12 protein-coding genes and 2 tRNA genes are annotated in these 19,674 nt (G+C 38.9%); 2 read left to right on the top strand and 12 right to left on the bottom strand.

Going from position 1 to position 19,674, the window contains the following annotated elements:
• Positions 1-27 precede the first annotated feature (27 nt).
• The 9 genes from AC0UMU_RS07070 to AC0UMU_RS07030 all read right to left on the bottom strand — a co-directional run bounded on the left by AC0UMU_RS07070 (position 28) and on the right by AC0UMU_RS07030 (position 16,644).
• Positions 28-810, bottom strand: coding sequence for a sialate O-acetylesterase (locus tag AC0UMU_RS07070; protein WP_009318088.1), 783 nt, complete (start codon positions 808-810; stop codon positions 28-30).
• 19 nt (positions 811-829) lie between these two features.
• Positions 830-3,505 (bottom strand): glycoside hydrolase family 2 TIM barrel-domain containing protein, encoded by a 2,676-nt coding sequence (locus tag AC0UMU_RS07065; RefSeq protein ID WP_009318089.1) that lies wholly within the window; start codon positions 3,503-3,505, stop codon positions 830-832.
• 9 nt (positions 3,506-3,514) lie between these two features.
• Positions 3,515-5,857: a glycoside hydrolase family 31 protein gene (locus tag AC0UMU_RS07060; protein ID WP_009318090.1), complete on the bottom strand. Its 2,343-nt coding sequence runs from the start codon at positions 5,855-5,857 to the stop codon at positions 3,515-3,517.
• Entirely contained in the window at positions 5,844-7,679 is a 1,836-nt protein-coding gene (locus AC0UMU_RS07055) for a glycoside hydrolase family 71/99 protein (RefSeq protein ID WP_288640461.1), read from the bottom strand. Before AC0UMU_RS07055 ends, AC0UMU_RS07060 begins: the two co-directional genes overlap by 14 nt.
• A 19-nt stretch (positions 7,680-7,698) precedes the next feature.
• Positions 7,699-9,783, bottom strand: a complete 2,085-nt coding sequence (locus tag AC0UMU_RS07050) for a T9SS type A sorting domain-containing protein (protein ID WP_278714864.1) — start codon at positions 9,781-9,783, stop codon at positions 7,699-7,701.
• Between the two features lie 107 nt (positions 9,784-9,890).
• Positions 9,891-11,432: a hypothetical protein gene (locus AC0UMU_RS07045; RefSeq protein WP_009318094.1), complete on the bottom strand. Its 1,542-nt coding sequence runs from the start codon at positions 11,430-11,432 to the stop codon at positions 9,891-9,893.
• A 35-nt stretch (positions 11,433-11,467) separates the two neighbouring features.
• Positions 11,468-12,079: a fasciclin domain-containing protein gene (locus tag AC0UMU_RS07040; RefSeq protein ID WP_009318095.1), complete on the bottom strand. Its 612-nt coding sequence runs from the start codon at positions 12,077-12,079 to the stop codon at positions 11,468-11,470.
• Between the two features lie 27 nt (positions 12,080-12,106).
• Complete coding sequence (locus tag AC0UMU_RS07035) at positions 12,107-13,540, bottom strand: RagB/SusD family nutrient uptake outer membrane protein (RefSeq protein ID WP_022391240.1); 1,434 nt, start codon at positions 13,538-13,540, stop codon at positions 12,107-12,109.
• Positions 13,541-13,551: 11 nt separating this feature from the next.
• Positions 13,552-16,644: a SusC/RagA family TonB-linked outer membrane protein gene (locus AC0UMU_RS07030; RefSeq protein WP_044261926.1), complete on the bottom strand. Its 3,093-nt coding sequence runs from the start codon at positions 16,642-16,644 to the stop codon at positions 13,552-13,554.
• A gap of 1,045 nt (positions 16,645-17,689) precedes the next feature.
• Here AC0UMU_RS07030 and AC0UMU_RS07025 point away from each other — a divergent pair.
• Entirely contained in the window at positions 17,690-17,935 is a 246-nt protein-coding gene (locus AC0UMU_RS07025) for an RNA-binding regulator (RefSeq protein ID WP_009318098.1), read from the top strand.
• Positions 17,936-18,097: 162 nt separating this feature from the next.
• On the opposite strand, the gene AC0UMU_RS07020 is transcribed toward AC0UMU_RS07025, so the two are convergent.
• A tRNA-Met gene (locus AC0UMU_RS07020) sits at positions 18,098-18,169 on the bottom strand.
• Between the two features lie 136 nt (positions 18,170-18,305).
• Positions 18,306-19,106, bottom strand: coding sequence for a type IX secretion/gliding motility protein PorT/SprT (gene porT / locus AC0UMU_RS07015; protein WP_022390250.1), 801 nt, complete (start codon positions 19,104-19,106; stop codon positions 18,306-18,308).
• Between the two features lie 90 nt (positions 19,107-19,196).
• On the opposite strand from porT, the gene AC0UMU_RS07010 reads away from it, so the two are divergent.
• Entirely contained in the window at positions 19,197-19,367 is a 171-nt protein-coding gene (locus tag AC0UMU_RS07010; RefSeq protein WP_009318100.1) for a 4Fe-4S ferredoxin, read from the top strand.
• 159 nt (positions 19,368-19,526) lie between these two features.
• Here AC0UMU_RS07010 and AC0UMU_RS07005 read toward each other — a convergent pair.
• Positions 19,527-19,599: transfer RNA gene (locus tag AC0UMU_RS07005), tRNA-Gly, on the bottom strand.
• Between the last annotated feature and the right edge of the window lie 75 nt (positions 19,600-19,674).

The raw sequence follows: 19,674 nt of genomic DNA, 5'->3' as shown, positions 1-19,674 counted from the left end.
ACAACATTTTATAAATAAAAGAATTAATTACTTCCCCCTGTTATATCGGAGGACTTTCTCTGCATACCGTTCTCCTAGTATAATTTGGCTATCGGTATCAAAATGAGGATCGTTCTCATCAATTAACGGTTTCAACCCCTCAGATGATACCACCTTAAATCGGGGAATGCTATCTTCTAACGATCTGAGCATTTTATTGAAAGGGATTGTTCCTTCGGTATGCCCTGTCCAGTTCCATCGAGAAATTTCTCCCGCAACAAACAATAAATCAGGCATATTCAAATCTGCACGCAACTGTTCAACCAATTTACAAATATAGATTTTATACGACTCGGGATAACGGCAATCGGCTTCCCCCTGATGCCATAATACCGCCTTTAACCGACCATACTTCAAGGCTTCTCTAATTCGGCTCAACATCTCTCCATAATAATTATCCGATGCTCCTTTTTCCCATGATTTAATAGAAGAGCCGCCTCTGGCATTTACGACAAGCCCGATTTTACAATCACTCTTTTCTGAAACTTTACGGGCAAAAGAATAAGCCGGCCCTAATTTCTGCATTCCTATCTCTTTTCTTATTGTAGAATAACGATTCAGCGGATTAACAGCCGGTTCAAAAAAATTTCGGTCATTAAAAAGATAAACATTCACTAAAGTATCCATAACAGCCGGTGTTAAAGTCGCCCGCCCTGCCATATTAGACTGACCGATACAAAGATATATGTCGAATTTCCCGGACGCTTCGGAACGGGCAATCATCATGGTAAACGTCAAACTACATATCAGATATGTAAAAAATCTTTTCATTTTATAACCTGATTATCTCCTAATAATTTTTATAAATGCGAATAGCATTCAATATCGGTTCTCCTTCTATACGCTTAAAACCAACAGTCAGGCCCTTCCCATCATTTACATTCACAATGAACTTCTGGATAACAGCACAACCAAAACCGTAATCTTCAGCAATATCGACCTTATCCATTACCGGATTACCATTTATTTCCAATCCGAAAGTACGCTTGCTATACCCCCCGTTTTCCGTATCCGCGCCAAGATTATATACCAAAGATTCTTTCTTTTTATCAGTGTCCAATTCTGCCCAATAAAGATATACCGAATACTCTCCATCCGGGACATCCGCTTTAAAAGCTTCCAAACCGGTACGTTGAGTCTGGAAAATCGGATTATTGTCTGTTCCGAATATATCTATATCAGAACCTAACATCGAACCGAAGCCTGTTTTTCTGCGATAAGGCTCACCTCCGATATATCCCCAACTTCCCGGTTTATAAGGCTGTTCGGGTATCCAGATCATTTCTGCCGTCCGATCTTCAAAATAACGGGGAGAACCGAGCATAACATTCATTTCGGTAAAAGGAACGTCTCCATTTTTCAAATCATCGGGAATAAGTTTGAAATCGATCCGAATCATATCACGCAGCTCTTTCCCGTTTTTACGGGCAACTGCTTCCACAACATTTTCTCCATTGACAAACGGAACATCAAAAAACGCGATATTCTCTTCGCATTTTTTCGACCCGATACTTTTGCCGTTTACATATAACTCAACCACCGGATAGTCAGAAAATACAGGAACAGATTGAACACATGTATTTTCTACCGTATTTACGACTCCTCCTCGATTTTTCCATTCTCGGTTACCTATGCGCAAGACATCTTTGTTCCCTAAAGAGGCCTCATAAAACAAATAGGTATCTTTACGCTCACGATCGAGCCCCGTTACACCCTTATTATTTACATGAGGCACGGCATCTATTCGGGATTCGGAATAAAAATCATTCAGATTCCACATTGTAAATCCGGCAATAAACGGACGTGCCATCATTTCCCGCAAATAATGACGATGATAAATAATTCCGTACTCTTGAGAAAAATCAAATCTCTCCGGTTTATAAGAGTGTAGTCTCGGATCAACTCCCGGCCCATATTCAGTCACCAACAATACTTTTCCTTTATACTTATCATGAGCCCTGTCAAGAAGTCTTTGAAATTCATCGATATCCGGTTCATACCATCCTTGATACAAGTTCCATCCCATAATCATCGGTATCTCCGTCAAATGAGCCCGTTCATAAAGATCAGGAGCATTATGGTATGCCATCATCGTATAACGGGACGGATCTTCTTTTCGAATAGTATTTTCCAACGTTCTCGCTGTCTTTTCCACAACGGGATAATAAGATTTTAGAAAATCCTCATCCGTACGCGGACGCCGAAGCAATATTTCATTCATATATCCCCAGATCATTACCGACGGGCGATTAAAATCCTGCCGGATCATCTCCTTCACCATATTTACCGAATTCTCAAGAAATTCCGGCGTATCGGTAACCGCATTCACAACCGGTATTTCAACGGAAGTTACAATTCCCAACTTATCGCACATCTCCATAATAACCGGGTCTTGAGGATAATGAGATACTCTCAAGAAGTTGCTTCCCATCTGTTTCATCAACAAAATATCCCTGACATGCATCTCATCCCGCAAAGCATTTCCCTTAGCCAGATAATCCTGATGCCGATTATTTCCGACCAGCTTTCTCGGCTTACCGTTCAAGAAAAACCCCCGTTCCGGGTCGAACTCAAACCAACGAAGTCCGAACGGATTAGAAACTTCGTCATAAAGGACATCGCCCTTTTTATCATAAACACGTGTATAAACTTGATAGCGATGCGGGTTATCAATATCCCAAAGCAAAGGATTATCGATTATGATTTTCTTTTGTATACCGGTTTCCGTAGTCCGAGATGCAATTTTCAGATTTGTCCGCAAAGATTTCACCTCTTTTCCGGTAGCATCGCATATTTTATTTTCAAGAATAATTTCCACAGGAGAATCAGTATCGTTACTGACCAAAGAGGTAATCTCCACAACCGCTTTTTTCTCTGTCACTTCAGGTGTACGAATATATACTCCCGAAGACGCATAATCATTTGTCGCCAAATGTACCTTATCGACAAACATCAGGTAAACATCTCTATAAATGCCTCCATAAAAGGTAAAATCCGCCGACAACGGAGGTATATTAGGATCATACCCGTTATCTACTTTTATAGCAAAAACATTTTTCTTTCCATAATTAAGGAAACGGCTGATATCAAAATTAAATCGGGTATATCCCCCTATATGTTTACCCACATAAAGTCCGTTTACATAAAGTTCCACGACCTGATTCGCCCCCTCAAAAACAATAACCGCACTCTGATTTTCCCGGGACTCATCTACAAATATAGATTTCCTATACCACGCCGGACCTCTGTAATATCCCGGGATCTCATCATCTCCGTCAAGATTATTCCAAGTATGAGGAATATTTACGGTTTCCCACGAGCTATCATCAGCTCCGATATTTTGCGCATCAAAAGGAGATCCCGGACAAAACTTCCATCGGTCATTTATCGTATAGACTGTTCGTACTCCGGCTGAAGCTGTTGCGAACAATGCTATTAGAAAAACAAATACTAAGTTCTTTCTCATAATTACGCGTTATTTAAAATCGATTTTTATTTTTTCTCCTGTATAAAAAATTTCTCTTTCTATCGGGGTAGATTGTTCCGGGAAATAAACTTTTACAATTACTCGTTGATTTTCAGTCATATTCCGATACTTTCCTATACGATCTCCCAATGTTACACTTTTATCCGATTCATCCCACAAGACAGGACATATAGCAAACTCCCCGTTTTCATATCGATATGAGTCACCCTCATCATCATACCATTCGAAAGAGGCATCAGCCCCTGTATATATACGGAGTTCTACTTTCAGGTCAGGACATTCCGAAACATATTGTTTCACATCGGTCATAGGCAATATCGACCCGCCCCGCACAAAAAGAGGAATGACATCTAATGGTGACGAAGTTTTTTGCATACATCCTCCACGATATGCCTCACCGGAATAAAAGTCATACCAATACGTTCCGGAATGTCCGGGCAGATATGTACTCTTCTCCCGTGCACCGGGAGTCACGACAGGGCTAACCAGCAACGACGGACCGAACATATACGCATCGGCAATATCGTATGTAGATGTATCGGAAACAAAGTCCATACACAACCCTTTCATAACAGAGCCATGACGCTCTGTTACCTGCCGAGAGACGGAATAAATATAAGGTAACAATTTATATCGCAAACGGATATATTTCAACTGTGTATCATAATATACAGAACCGGGTTCTCCGAATTGCCATATTTCTCTTGGTACATTCGTACCATGCGCCCGAAATAACGGAGAAAAACACCCGAACTGAAACCACCTAAGATACAATTCTTTATAGGCCGGATCATCCAATCCTTTCGGGAAACAAGCATCTCTTTCGGTTACAAAAAAACCTCCAATATCCGATGTCCAATAAGGAATACCCGACATAGAAAGATTTATTCCCGCAGCAATCTGCTTGCGAAAATTCTCCCATGATGCAGATACGTCTCCCGACCACACCGCCGTCGCATATCGTTGCTGAGAAGCAAACGCTGACCGGGTAAGTATAAACACCCGTTTTTCATCATTTTCGGTACGAAGTTTATCGTGTAAAAAACGTAACAATTCTAACGAATATACATTCAAATACCTATGAAATGAACCGATATACGTATTTCCGGCAGATTTTGTTTTCTCGGCCTGCTTCAACTGGGTAAACCCATCTCTGAAGGAAGGTTCTGTCGCATCCATCCACCATCCGTCAACACCTTGATCATATAGCCCTCGTTTCAAATGATTCCAGAATATTTCCCGAGCATAAGGATTGTAAGCATCAAATACTTTATAACCTGCCCAAGTAGGTTCATCAAACAAAGCGTGTATAGAATCAAGGTCTCTATAAACAGATGTTTCTTTTCCAAAACCAGGCCATACGGATAACGTAAAATGAACGTGATAATCATTCTGCAATCGGGCAATCGTCTCTTTAGGTCGGCTAAAATTCAACGTATCGAACATCAGGCCGTTCCAATGGGTCTTATCACCCCAATATTCCCAATCTTGTACAATATTATCAAGAGGGATACTATCTTCCCGATAGCGTTTCACGACATTTTCTAATTCTGAGAACGAACGATAACGTTCTTTAGATTGCCAAAAACCGAAAACCCATTTACCGAACATCGGGACTCTCCCGGTAAGAGTTCGATAACCGGCGATTACCTCATCCATATTTTCCCCATAAACAAAATAATAATCTGAGGCATCTCCGACTTCCGAATCGAAACTGTATCCCTGTTCATTATCTCTAAAACGGGTTTCAGAATAATTATCCCATAATATCCCGTATCGATTAGTAGAGATAAGAAATGGATTCACTATGTCCATATTTGCCTGTAACAAAAGAGCGGTATCACCGCGATAATTCATGACACCTGTTTGATATTGACCTAAACCATACAGACCTTCTTTCTCTGTCGGGACAAAGCGTTGCGTTACGTGCAAGCAAGGTTCTTCGGCAACAGTATCTCTGCGGAACGTTCGAGCCTCCCCATTATTCTTCTCACGCAATAAAAGTCTGTCCGTACCGACCTCTCTAAATTCAAAGGCTTTCTCTTTTTTATCAAAAAGAATGATAAGTTCAGGAGTAACAAAACGGTACTCAGAAGAATTATCTTTTACAGTATAACCGGTATAACGAGGTAAGGAGGTATCTACAACAAGTCTTTTCGTAACCAAAGTATCTCCCGACGGATATGATAATATCCGGACTATCCGCGGTGAAAAGAATTCGACCCGATAATCAACGTTATCTTCCCGAAAAGATATTATACCTGTTTCCGAGACAGAACATCCGGACAACAGAAAAACAAGAAGAATACAAATTCGGTCAATCATTTTCATAATGCATCATCTGATATTGTAACATAATATTTCGAACATGCCCCCGTCCTTTAATATAAAATGCCGGATTATTCTCTTTATAAAAGATATTTCCCTTATAAAGACGTATTCGAACAGGTTTCCATTGACCGGTCTTATTTTTGCGAATACTTCCTACAACACTATATTTATCCTTAGGTATCCTATTTGTTTCGGAATATATCCGAATGAAATCATCTCCTTCATCTAAATATTCAAAACATATATATCCCTCATAATTATATTTTAAAAGCTTATGATGCAAATCCTTCGGCAAATAAAGTTTCAAACTTTTGCCGACATCATATCCCTGTTTATCGAGTGAGTCCCGTAAAAGATCTTTTTCCGAAAGGTTTAAATTTTCCTTCATCAAACGAGAAGACATTTTCAAGACATAATCCGTACAAGCTCTCAATAGTCCGTCCGCCTTTTTATATTTTTCTTTGGAAATATACTTAGCCGCATCATTTAACATTCGTACTTGCTTTTTATCGATGTCTATGCCTGAATCTTTCAATAAGGCAAACTGTTTTCGAAGATAAAACAACCGTTCCGGCAAAAGCAATCCCCTTTTATCTACAATCTTTTCTTTAAATAAAGAGGAATAATACAATGTAGTTTCCAGTTCACGTATTCCATTTTCACGTGTCGGAGCAATTTCATGACCTTCCGTAAAATCGCTCCATGACGCAATAAAAACCATGTCCAGACTATCCTTGTTCGCTATATTGAATCGCCACATTTTACGATATGTCTCTCCTCGATCTCTCGGAATATAAAAGAAATGCCCTCGTCCCCATCCTGCACATCCCCGATTATCCATACCGGGCATCACGAATCCCGACTTGATTCTGAAAACAGGATTCGGATTGTTCCAGATCGAATCACGAAATGGTTTCATAAATTCGATCAAATCTTCCGTTTCCGCATAATTATCCCAATAAGGATGAGCCGCATCCATTATACGAACACGGGCAGGCAACCATGCTGTAGGAACTGCTCCCAAACCGATCCATTCATCAATTTCTTCGCTATGAGTAACCGGAATATAACGGTTATTTTCCAATCTTCCCCAATCTGCCCACCGACGTAAGACTACCGGAGCATTCATTCCTACAGGAATTCTGACTCTTTCATAAGCCCATTTATACTCTTCAACAGTCGCACCAGGACCAAATAGATAAAATACCGGATATCCTTTTACTATCGGGGCTGTAACTCCAGTAAAAACACTATCGATAAGGTATTGGTAACAACGTACATAATGTTCGGTCTTTTTTTTGCGAGTATTAATTTCAGGATAACGTTTGGTTATCCAATCATAATACAGCCAACCATCACACCAATTCACCCCGATTTCAAAATCGTATCGAGCCGCGACTTTTTGCATGGCTTTTAACAAGACATCATTCTCATGCCCCATAAATCCCCACTCGATAAAAAAGCCGTCGATCCCGGCAGTCTTTGCACTCAGAATTTGATACTCGATATAGTCTTCATCCAAATCGGACTGTATGCCGAGAATCGGATAATGAACCGATGCAATTTCATTCATATACGGCTCTTTATCTCCCGATAAATTATCTGCATTATAACACAAGGAATTTATCCCCGTATGAGATTTTCGGGTATCGGCATACATAGTCCAACGACCTAACATCCCGTCATGATTTCGGGTATAACGTACTCCATGATAATCGGCATATACTTTTTTGCCGTTCCCCGTATTCTTCGCTATCGTCGGATAACTTAATAGAAACAAAGACAGAAGCGGCATTAATCTATATAGTAGCCTTTTTTTCATGATCCGGATATTTTATCGGTTAACGGATAAACTTACATGAGGAATACTGGCTGTCCGAAACAATAACCGCAATATACACTCCCGAAGACAAACTTGTAAGATCTACTGTTTCAACCACTTTTGTCACAAGCATATCACAAACCGAACTTCCCCCAGCAGCATTATATATCTGCAAACGGGCATTTTCCCCTGCATTAAGAATATTCAGTTTTTTCCCGGACATAAAAAGCCGTACAGATGTTTCGGATACCGATTTTGAAACAGCTCCCGATGTTGTCGAATAAACGGTAAAATCAAATGACAGATTTCTGATCTTAGAAACCTTCGAATCGTCTCCATAAAACGAAATATCGCTATTTCCCGATTCTGCTCCATATTTTACATTCTCTTTATATAAGCGTATTTTCGCAGTTTTCCATGCACCCAGTCCTTCATGCTTAAGTTGTGCTATCGTTTTGAACATATCTCGGGGTTCTTTATATGTTCCGGATACGATATTGATATTCTTACCCCATGTGTCATCCCAATATTCGAAATTCATATATCCCTCATAATTCTGGGCAGCCAATTTACCTTTAAGATCATTGTCTTTTATCGTTACTCCGGTACGGCTATTAGACAATACATATTCACCGTCATCATTCAATGAGCCTGTAATCGTCAAACCGGCTGCATCGATATGATAACTCTCTGAAGTTATCCCTGCTTCCAACTGAGCAAACCGGTCTTTCATATCCTCAATCTCCGATTCTGCATCGGCGTAATCTCCATCGGATATAGACATGGCTATCTTATCAAGATCAGAAGTATAAGCAGAACCGTCTATGCCGCAAAGAGTAAAAAACTCAGCTTTCTTACGTAACTTAAATAGTTCGAGCGGCAGGGTTATACCCGATTCATCATAGGAGGTTTCACCTTTAAACTGTGTCGCATATTTAAGCGTCATACGCAAATCACGATCTCCGTTCTCGACAGTCGGTTCGATTTCATGCCCTTCGGTATAATCATTCCATGATCCGATATAAATCATGTTTAACATATTCTTATATTTCAGATTCAATTCCCACATTCTCTCATAGGTATCTCCATCATCTCTCGGAATATAAGAAAGTTTTCCGGTCGTTGACCATCCTCCACACCCGTAGTTATTCATTCCGGGAGCTACAAATCCCGATTTGACGGGATATCCCGAACGCCATACCGTCGTAGCAAAAGCATTCAAAAATATTTCACAATCATCAGCAGAAGCATATCGGTGAAATTTAGGAGTCAGATGATAACCGGTACGTATGCGTTCAGGCATCCAAGGTGTAGGCACGACTTTATTTTCATTCACCCATTCAGAACCGGCTTGTGTCAACGGACTTTTAGGAGTATATACATCGTTCGTCAAAGACGGGTTAAGTGTCGTACGCATAATTACATTCGGAAATTTATCCGTACCGCTTACCGGATAATCATCCGGATACGTATAAGTATATTCACGAATCGTTTTAAACTCTTCGGCGGTAAATCCGTCATGAAACAAATAAAATACAGGTTTACCATTGACAATCGGTGCTGTCGAACCGGTAAACACATTATCTATAAGATATTGCATACAGGTAATAAAATACTCTACGTTCTCTTCTCGTGTACCGGCATGCCATCCCTTTTCCATCAACCATCCATCACAAATATTAACGCCCACTTCAAAATCATACTTTTTCGCAACCTCCTGAATTTTTTGCAAAAGAGTGTTCGATGTATGGTCTATATAACCCCATTCCACAAAAAATCCGTCAATCCCGGCAGTTTTAGCACTTAATACTTGATATTCGATATTATCCGGATCGTATTGCGATTGCATACCCACCAAAGGATATTCATAGGCCGCGATATTATGCTGTCCATTCGCCAAAATCAGATCAGGATTATACGTTAATTGAGTAACGCCTGACTTTTCCGGGCTGTAAGTCATTTTCGAAGCATACTTCCATTCTCCGAATTCACCGTCATAGAGACGGGTACGGCGGATTCCGTGATAATCGGCATATACCTTTTTTTGCGAATAAACGGGAAAAAGTAAAACCGTCAGCAGAAATAAAGTCAACAATCTTTTCATAAAACACTATTTGAACAGAAGTTATACATTCTTGATTAGGATTACGAAAAAAGAGAATACACGGTATAGCATATAAAAATGCCATACCGCATATTTTCATTCAAGATTTATTTTTTCGGAAGCTTGATCGATACAGTTATGATACGGGCCGTCGGATTATTCGACACAACCTGCGTATCGCTCAAGATTTTCATTACACCGATACGGCCGCCTCCTGCAGTAGAGGTATCTGCCGTTTTAAATGCAATTATATCTCCGACAACAAACGGATTGATTTTGTTCGATGTTATATTAGACGCAGAAATAGCATTCGATATAGACTCTGCCGTGGCATTATCGAAATCAAATCCGGGAACTGCCAACAAACGAGTTTTGTTTTGAACCTCCATATCTGCTACCGATCCGTTCTTTCCCTTAAATTCAGAACATTTCGTATCATTACCTCCATCTATTGCATACATACGCAATACCCCTTGTCCGCCATAAGCATAAAATTTGATATCTACATTTGAAGCGTTGTCCGAACTTTCAAGTGCATAATCTACCGAATAAGTCTTCATATCTTTCAATGAGATCAAGGCATATACATCCGGATAATTCGCATTTCCATTAGCCAATATCTGGCTGCCGACAGAAAGATTAGCGACAAAATCCATATTGACAATCGCCGTCATTGTCGCCTCCGATGTCTTATCCACAACATCGGTAGCCACAATTTTCAGCTTAGATGTTGCATTCGTCAATAATACATCCAAAGATTCGGTAACCGAAAGAGGAGAGTCTGCAAAATCTTTCGTAGCGGCAAGCACCTCTTGCGAATCTTCTATACGATAAATTTTCACATTGCGGATACCGCGTTGAGATTCCATACGCAATGTAATCGCTTTCGTTTCATCCTTATCCGCAAATACAGTATCTTCTTTCAACGTAATAGTCGGAGGTGCTGGTGTCAGATAATTTACCGTCATCGTAACAATTTTCACTTGTCCGTAAACATCGGTAGCTTTTACTTTAAAACCTTTGTCCCCTTCCATATACATAATCTGCTCATCAAAAACATATTCGGTCTCAGCATTATCAAACTCGATCGGGAAACCATATTGCATTTGTCCGCTTTCCGACACAAGATACATCTCGATCTTCTTCAATCCGGCGACAGAGGTTACCGTGAAATGCGTTTTCGGCATATCCCCGCCAACCAACTCATCATAAGTAATCGATTCAGGATCAAAGACTATCGACGGACCTTCTTTTATTCCCGTAACTCCTAACTCCAAAGTCGCTTTGGCTTCCCGGTTCAGTTTATCGATCGCAGTAACGACAAAAGCTTTATAATCTTCCTGATAGTTCAGGTTCTCAGACAGGCTATATGCCTTCTCATTAAAGAACGTCGTTACCGTTTTATAATCGATCATCCCTGTTTCCGTCTCGATTTGCATTATAACTTTTTTCAGTCCAAGCTCAGAACGGATAACAGCGACTACCGGCAAATTATCCACTTCATTCATATCGGCCTGAAGATCATCATAAGCGAACTTAATAACCGGTTGGCTCAATGACGGATCTAAGGTCTCTTCGTCATCTTTACAGCTCGAAAACGGTAAAATGCAAGCTGTAAGAAACAATATTGATAATATTTTTTTTAACATACGTTTATATATTAAGCGTTACTACTTATGATAAACTATTTTTTATAATAGCAATATGAGTCAAAGACATGAATTACACCGTTTACAGGCATAATATTGCTGGTGATAGCTGCTCTCATCGGAGAATTTCCATTTGTCCCCGTATCATTGATAATCACTTTACCCGCATCTGCTTGCCATGGATTTTTCCGTACCAGGATAGTCATAAGACCTTCTTCTCCTCTTAGCAAAGTAAGAACATGGATTGCTTCTACGGGCAAATCTCCATAAGCGCTATAACTTCCTTCAATAATATGATACTGCAATAATTTTTTTACGCTTTCCATATCACAATCAGAAATAGATGATATTCCCGGAAAACGATCTGCCATAAAATTTTTCATGGCAGTGTTGTTCAATGCCAAAAAAGTATATTCGGTATCAGTCTGAGTAAAATAATCTTTCATTCCGGTATATTCTATTGCTTCGATATAGGTTGAAAATATATCCGGACGAGAATTAATATACTCCCATGCAGTCATATTCACATGCGGATCAAGAACAGAACTTTCATAGTCGTAATTTTTCTGCAACGGCATGTCACAACTATTCATCGTACCGATAATGACCAGTAGAACCGCTATCTTATTTAATAAATTCTTCAACATGATTCTATATTTTAGATGTGGTTATTTTTACTTACCGTAATACGGATTCTGTGTTAATTTCGGATTCTCATTGATATGGGAATAGTGTATCGGGAAAAGTTCATTTCCATCTTGGTTCATTCCATTAATAGGCTCCATGACTTCTTTCCACTTTTTCGTACGCAACAAATCGAACCAACGGCGTCCTTCTCCGACCAACTCTATTTGACGTTCATCCAAAATATAATTGATAATATCGTCCTCCGAAGCAAAATCCATAGACGTAGCAGTTGTCAACCCGGCACGGTCGCGAATCTGTTTTACCAAATCCAACGCTTCTTCCCATTTTCCCATACGGGCACGCGCTTCGGCCTGTAACAAAATCATATCTGAATAGCGGTAAATAGGATAAGCCACTTCACATGTCTTATTTAAAGTCGTACTGATTGTCCCTCCGATAAATTTATTGAGCTCCCATCCATTTTGATAATACTGAGTTGTATATGCTTTTCTTAAATCATCATCAGAAAATTTTTCAAGAATAGCATCCGATAAAACGGCGGCACGGTTTCCCGATCCAGTAAACCATTGATACATATAACTATATCCGCTCGATCCCACTTCGTCCATATCAAAATGAACAACAAAGATGAGCTCTTTAGTCGTGTATTCATCATTCTCAGGAGTATCATCCGAAGGTTTTCCGTTCAGCTCTTCCACAAACATTTTCCGCCAATTCTCAATACTTGTTTCAAGTTTCATAAACGTAGCGTCTCCAGACATCTTATCGATAGTCTGATCTGCCAAATTATACTCCTCAAGCCACATATACACATCTGCCATAATAGCCCAAACGCCATAAATAGAGATACGTTTCCGTTCCTTATTATTCGTTTTATCCATTAATTCTTCAGCCTTTTTAAGGTCTTCAAGAATCACATTCCTAAGGATATAATTTTTATCGGTACGCTCTTTATACAGATCAGTACTATACTTTTCGTTCGGCTCAGTAAACAAAGGTACGTCTCCCCAAACGCGAATAGCGTAAAAATAGCCGAGAGCTCTCATAGCATAGGCCTGTCCTAAATAATCGTTACGGGTAGCGATAGAAGGCATATCGACTGTCGGAATATACTTAATCGCCAAATTCGCCTGATTGATCATTTTATATAAATCTGTCCACTTGGCACATTCATGACTCGTCGTTATTAAGTTATCGATTACCCTTTGTTGATCTGCTGCAGAAGAAGAACCGGGAGACATATTGTCTGAACGGAACTCTCCCCAGTAAAAATAATTCTTCCGCATAGTCGTACGGAAAAGTCCGTAAATTTCATTTACTCCGGCTTTTACATCCCGTGAAGTTTGCCACATCTCTTCTACCGGTATTTCACTTATCGGCTCTTCCTCAAGAAATGCCTCGCAAGAACTCAACGAAAAAGCAAGTGCGGCAACTCCAAAAAATAACTTTATCCTATTCATAGTAGTTTCGATTAAAAATTAACAGACATACCTACACCATATTCTCTTTTTTTCGGGTAACGATAATTATCCCGACCGATTTGTAACGGATCGCTTGTCGAAAACTCCGGATCAAATCCCGAATATTTAGTCCAAGTAAGAGCGTTATTTACAAAAGCATACAGATTTATACCTTTTACACCACACTTCCGACACCAATTTTTCGGTAGGTTATAACTTAACCGTACATTCTGTAATCGGATGAAAGAACCATCTTCGACATAGAAAGAGTTAGCATAACGGGCATTATCATATTCATCATTATAAGGTCTCGGATAAAGGGCGATATCTCCCTGTTTCAACCATGTATTATAAATTACATCCGGAGAAGGTGTCGTTCCGGTATATTTAAACATATTCCGGTTATGCTCACCGAAGTTGTAAATCTCTCCACCCAAAGAGTAATAAAAAGAAATAAATAAGCTCCAATCCTTATACGTAAACTGAGTGCTGAGACCTCCTGTAACATCAGGAAGCGCATTGCCGATAATCATACGGTCATTATCATCGATAATTCCATCACGACTGCCTTCCGGTTCTTCCCAGTTAATATCTCCTCCGCGGAAAGGTTTTCCGTTCGGTAAAGTTTTCTGCAAGACTTTACCGGTATATTCCGTTCCATTCAATAAATATTTATTTTGAAATACACCATTTTCAAAAACTGGTGTAAGCTGTTGCCATGATCCTTCGGCAAAAGCATTAGACTCATCATATTGGAAGACATTGATATATTTATATCCATAGAAGTCTCCGATACGTCCTCCTTCTTGCATCCACCATAAATCTCCTTCCAAATAAGCTTTACCTTCAGAAAGACGCTCTATCTGATTTATGTTTCGTGAAATATTAAACGAAGCATTCCATCGGAAATTTTTTGTGCGGATAATATCTCCGGCAATAGCGACTTCGAATCCTCGGTTGCTGACCTCGCCCACATTGGTTTTCATCGTTGAAAAACCCGACTCCTTCGGAAGTTCATAATCTGCCAACAATCCTGAAGTATATTTGTCATAGTAATCAAATGTAGCGGTAAGACGGCTATTCCAGAAAGAAAGGTCAAGACCGATATCAAACTGTTTTGTCTCTTCCCATTTCAGATTGTCTTTACCGATACGAGTTGCAGAAACGCCTCCGACACCGTCATAAATAGTGCTCGGAGAATAAGTATATACGTAATCGTAATTTCCGATAGACTCATTTCCGGTTACACCATAACTTACACGAATCTTCGCATCATCGAGTGCAGGTTTGGCAAATTGCATGAACTTCTCATCAGAAATACGCCAACCGACAGATGCAGACGGGAAATTCCCCCATTTATTATTCTCAGCAAAACGAGAAGATCCATCTCGGCGCACATTTGCCGTCAATAAATAACGTCCTTTATAATCATAAGTTATACGAGCAAACAAAGAAGCTAAAGAATGGCTCGTCTGCCATGTACCGGTAGAAGTTTGTGTCAAATTAGACGCAAAAGCGTTCATCGTATAAATATAATCGGTAGAAGAATTAGTCCCTACAAGAATTTCATTTTGATTTGACCAACGCTGAGCACTAAAACCCGCCATTGCAGAAAAATTATGGTCTCCCCATTTGTGGCTATAACTGAAATAATCTTCATTCATCCAGTTCCAGCCTAAATAGTTATAAGAACCGCCTTCATTACTTTTTTGCCACTCATCCGTAATAATACTGGGATATAATTTCTTCCGTTTGCTAAGCGAGAAATTGGCATTGATATTCGTACGGAACTTCAAACCTTTATAAATGTCAAATTCAAAGAACTGATAAAAATTCCCTTTATATGCGTCTGTAAAATCTGTTGTATACTCGACTTGCGCAATCGGATTTTTCTGTCCGTTAAACACTCCCACAAGCGAGCCATCAGGGTAGTATGTCGAGAAATAAGGACGACGACTCAACATTGCATTTAATAATGCATTCTCGTTTATACCCTCTTTTTTAGAGTAAGTAAGAGCGATGCGGCTACCCATATTCATCCATTTTACCGGTTTGTAATCAGAATTAATACGAGTTGTCAACCGCTGAAATGCCGTATTAGGAACTATACCTCTTTCATTAAAATAACCGGTATTGATAAAATATTTGATTTTGTCGCTGCCACCGCCCACACTAATATCAACCTGATCCTTCTGTGCAGTTTGCAAAATCATATCCTGATAGTCATTATCTACATTAAAAAATACATTCAACGAGTCTTGAATCATTTGGATACTCTCATCTGCATTACCGATATTATTATCTAAAAAATACTGACGACGAGCATTATCATAATAACGACGATCAGCACGGTTTGCCTGAGCCAACTTATGAGACAATGTTCCCCATGAATGATTGTACTTCACATCAATACGGGGCTTACCCGCTTCTCCTTGCTTAGTTGTAATGATAATCACACCATTAGCAGAACGAGAACCGTAAATAGCTGCCGAAGCTGCATCTTTCAAAATTTCCATAGATGCAATATCCGTTGGGTTGATTCCATCAATATCATCCAAAGGAATACCATCCACAATATAAAGGGGTTTTACTCCATCGGCAGAGAATGTAGATGTTCCACGTATTTTAATTGAAGAAGTTTCCCCGGGTTGGCCAGAACCGGAAATAATCTGAATTCCGGCAGTCTGTCCTTGTAAAGCCTCAAACACATTCGTCGCCATCTTCTGCTCTATATCTTTACTGGATATAGAACTGATAGCACCTGTTACATCTCGTTTTTTCATCGTTCCGTATCCGACAACGACTACTTCATCGAGATTTTTAGAATTTTCGGACAAAATAACTTTCATATCCGGCTTTGATGTAACCTCTTTAGTTACATACCCGACATACGAAACGATCAAAGTAGCACCGCTTTTCGATACTTTAATCGTAAACTTACCATCCAAATCGGTCGCTGCAACATTTTTTGTCCCTTTTTCTGTGACGGTAGCACCGGGCAATGTTTCCCCTGCCTCGTCCAGAACAACACCTTTCACACTTACTTTACCGGAAGTCTGCGCATTTATTGGCTGCACCAGCAATAAGAAATTGAAAAAAGCCATTAGGCATCCGACAATACGGACTATTCGCTCTGTTCCACTTTTCATGTTATGTATTAGTTTAGTAAAAAAATTTAAACACTCAGATAGACATGGTAATAGATATCTTCTTTTATTTACAAACTCCATCTTTTGTCCAAACAAATGTTCGTTTTACTAAACGGAATGAAAAGTCTTAAATATGTAGTGTTGGATATTCGATAAATGTATTGATAACAAAAATTTGTGTAAAAATTAAGGAAGAAATTTAGTGAATAAAAAAAAGTCCGAATAAACGAACGTTTATTTGGACAGTCTAATCAATCGGCATAAAACAGACTTAGGCTCAATTTCACGGACAAATATATGGCATAAATTTTAAATAACAAATATGTGTGCGCACACACAAAACACACAAAATCACATATTTTATTACAAATCAAATGTTTATAAAAAATTATCAAGTATAAAATATGTTATTAAACATATTCTGAGATAATAATTCTACAATTAAAACAACATATTGTTATACTATTAATATAAAAAAGAAACACAAAAGCCATAAATGTATTCTTTACTATAAAAATATATCTATATATACAACCCGCTTCAAAGTCTTTTAATATTAATAGTGACGATATACAAACTATATTCAGGTCTGTCGTCTAAATTTTGCTCAGTCTACGTTTGAGAATTTCGATTGAGGATATTTTTTCGATTTTACGAGAATGATGGCCTGCTATCTAACGAGTGAAAACCGGAAAACAGACTGGAAGAAAACAATGGCCTGATAACATTTTCTCTTAGACAGGGCTCTAAATTGGAATGGTAAAATGCGTAAAATAAAAAGCTAAATATTTAAATTACGAAGAAAATAAAGATAACATAGTAGATATATCGATTATTATATCGTTATTTGCAATACAAACAAAGAGAGTTTATATCGCTCTTACTCTTCTATGAGGATTTTCTCAAACGCAAACCGTTGAGTATTTTTTTATCGTCGGTCAAGATCTTTCCCCAAACCTCGTTGTTTCAATTTTTTATTATTTATTTTTATTTCATTCTTATGAATATTTACATTGGTAACCTTAGCTATAATGTTAAGGAGTCAGATTTAATCCAAGTTTTGGAAGAGTATGGTACAGTTAACTCTGTAAAATTAATTAAAGATCGCGAAACCGGTCGTTCCAAAGGTTTTGCTTTTGCAGAAATGCCAGATGACATGCAAGCAGCAAACACAATTAAAGAACTTAATGGTGCACAGTATGACAATCGCACGATGGTAGTAAAAGAAGCCCGACCTCGATTCTAAACTCTTGAATTTTCGTATTTCCATTATACGACTAAAAAAATATCCGGACTTTAAAGTCCGGATATTTTTTTAGTCCCAATATTTTCTGCCTTAAAAATCAGGACAAACCGCCCCCAATAAAACAAAAAAAGAACGCCAACCACTTAGCGCTCTTAAACTTAGTTGCGGGAGCCAGACTCGAACTGACGACCTTTGGGTTATGAGCCCAACGAGCTACCACTGCTCCACCCCGCGATATTTATGATGCAAATTTATAACATATTGTCCGATTATACAAGAAGAGAAATGTTAAATCTACATATTTAACACAGTGTTGAGTCCTAAGCATAGAAAAATGCTATTTCCGATTGAAAACAAGCAAAAACAGACTTTATTCGAAATAGAATGTAAGCACGACCATATTAGAAGATGCCCGCTTAATCGCTTGTGTATATTTATAATCCAAAGGATCGCGCAGATCAGGACGCTTATGCTGCAAAATATCGCCAAGACCGAAACAAAATTTAAGTTCCGGAATCAATTTAAAAAAAGGCAAATAAATATCACACCCCAATCCTACTTGCAAATAAGTATCATAAGTCTTAAGCTTCAACAGTTCATTTTTCTTTTTTGAAATATCAAAAGCCCCAGCAACTCCTGCAGTAATATAAGGGCAATAATTATTCAGACGTTTCGCACTATATTTTATATCTATCGGAATCATAATATAATTCGACTTCAAATCTACAGTACGACGTTCATCTGTATGATCTTCCCGAAATTCGACCGTCTTATTTCCAAAATACATGGTGGGACAGAAGCGAAGGTTAAGATATTTACAAAGATAAAGGTCGCTAACCAGCCCGACATTAAAACCGGGAGAGAAAGAGGGGACTTCGGCATACCAAGTTTCTCCCGCTTCAGTCGTATATCCGGTATGAGTAAATCCTAAATCTTGCGTATGTAATCCCACCGAGAATCCGAAATGTATTCTCCGCTGGTCAATATAAGGCAATCTTTCCAATTTACGTTTCTGTGCAATACCTGAAACAGCCATTAATGACATCAAAAACAAAAGTATCGTCTTTCTCAATCGCGTCTCCTTTAATACATACATTAAACGGTGAAAAGTTCCTCTTATTGCCTGCAAAGATAACATTTTGGCAATACCTGTCAGTAAACGCCAAAACAAAAAAGTCCTTTTTTATTTGAATGAACCGATAAAACTACTACTTTTGCAGAACATAATTAGTACTAATTCATCAATTAAAACTTAGAAACAATGGCTTACGTTATTAGTGACGATTGTATTGCTTGCGGAACTTGCATCAGCGAATGTCCGGTAGAAGCTATCTCTGAAGGCGATATCTACAAAATCGACCCATCAATTTGCGCAGATTGCGGAACTTGTGCTGACGCTTGTCCGACCGGAGCTATTCATCCTGCTGAATAAGCAATATAATCAAGATTAAAAAAAACGAAAGACGATTCTTCGAATCGTCTTTTTTTTGTACCTTAATATCCATCAGCCGAAAATACTTCTATCAAATCAGATTTGCACAAATGTAATATAAAGAAAGCCGGTCGAAATATTCCGACCGGCTTTCTTGTGAGCGGGAAACGGGACTCAAACCCGCGACCCTCAGCTTGGAAGGCTAATGCTCTATCAACTGAGCTATTCCCGCATTTATACAACCTAAAAAAGGTGGGCGAAGATGGATTCGAACCACCGAAGTCGTAAGACAGCAGATTTACAGTCT

Source organism: Coprobacter fastidiosus, assembly GCF_982245605.1.
The sequence above is the reverse complement of the archived record's forward strand: the minus strand, read 5'-3'. Positions and strand labels throughout refer to the sequence as shown.

Bases quoted from the DNA above. Each gene is read 5' to 3' on its own strand.
- AC0UMU_RS07070 (WP_009318088.1), bottom strand. From the start codon at position 810: ATGAAAAGATTTTTTACATATCTGATATGTAGTTTGACGTTTACCATG.
- AC0UMU_RS07045 (WP_009318094.1), bottom strand. From the start codon at position 11,432: ATGTTAAAAAAAATATTATCAATATTGTTTCTTACAGCTTGCATTTTA.
- AC0UMU_RS07040 (WP_009318095.1), bottom strand. From the start codon at position 12,079: ATGTTGAAGAATTTATTAAATAAGATAGCGGTTCTACTGGTCATTATC.
- AC0UMU_RS07065 (WP_009318089.1), bottom strand. From the start codon at position 3,505: ATGAGAAAGAACTTAGTATTTGTTTTTCTAATAGCATTGTTCGCAACA.
- AC0UMU_RS07010 (WP_009318100.1), top strand. From the start codon at position 19,197: ATGGCTTACGTTATTAGTGACGATTGTATTGCTTGCGGAACTTGCATC.
- AC0UMU_RS07050 (WP_278714864.1), bottom strand. From the start codon at position 9,783: ATGAAAAGATTGTTGACTTTATTTCTGCTGACGGTTTTACTTTTTCCC.
- AC0UMU_RS07055 (WP_288640461.1), bottom strand. From the start codon at position 7,679: ATGAAAAAAAGGCTACTATATAGATTAATGCCGCTTCTGTCTTTGTTT.
- AC0UMU_RS07035 (WP_022391240.1), bottom strand. From the start codon at position 13,540: ATGAATAGGATAAAGTTATTTTTTGGAGTTGCCGCACTTGCTTTTTCG.
- AC0UMU_RS07060 (WP_009318090.1), bottom strand. From the start codon at position 5,857: ATGAAAATGATTGACCGAATTTGTATTCTTCTTGTTTTTCTGTTGTCC.
- AC0UMU_RS07030 (WP_044261926.1), bottom strand. From the start codon at position 16,644: ATGGCTTTTTTCAATTTCTTATTGCTGGTGCAGCCAATAAATGCGCAG.
- AC0UMU_RS07025 (WP_009318098.1), top strand. From the start codon at position 17,690: ATGAATATTTACATTGGTAACCTTAGCTATAATGTTAAGGAGTCAGAT.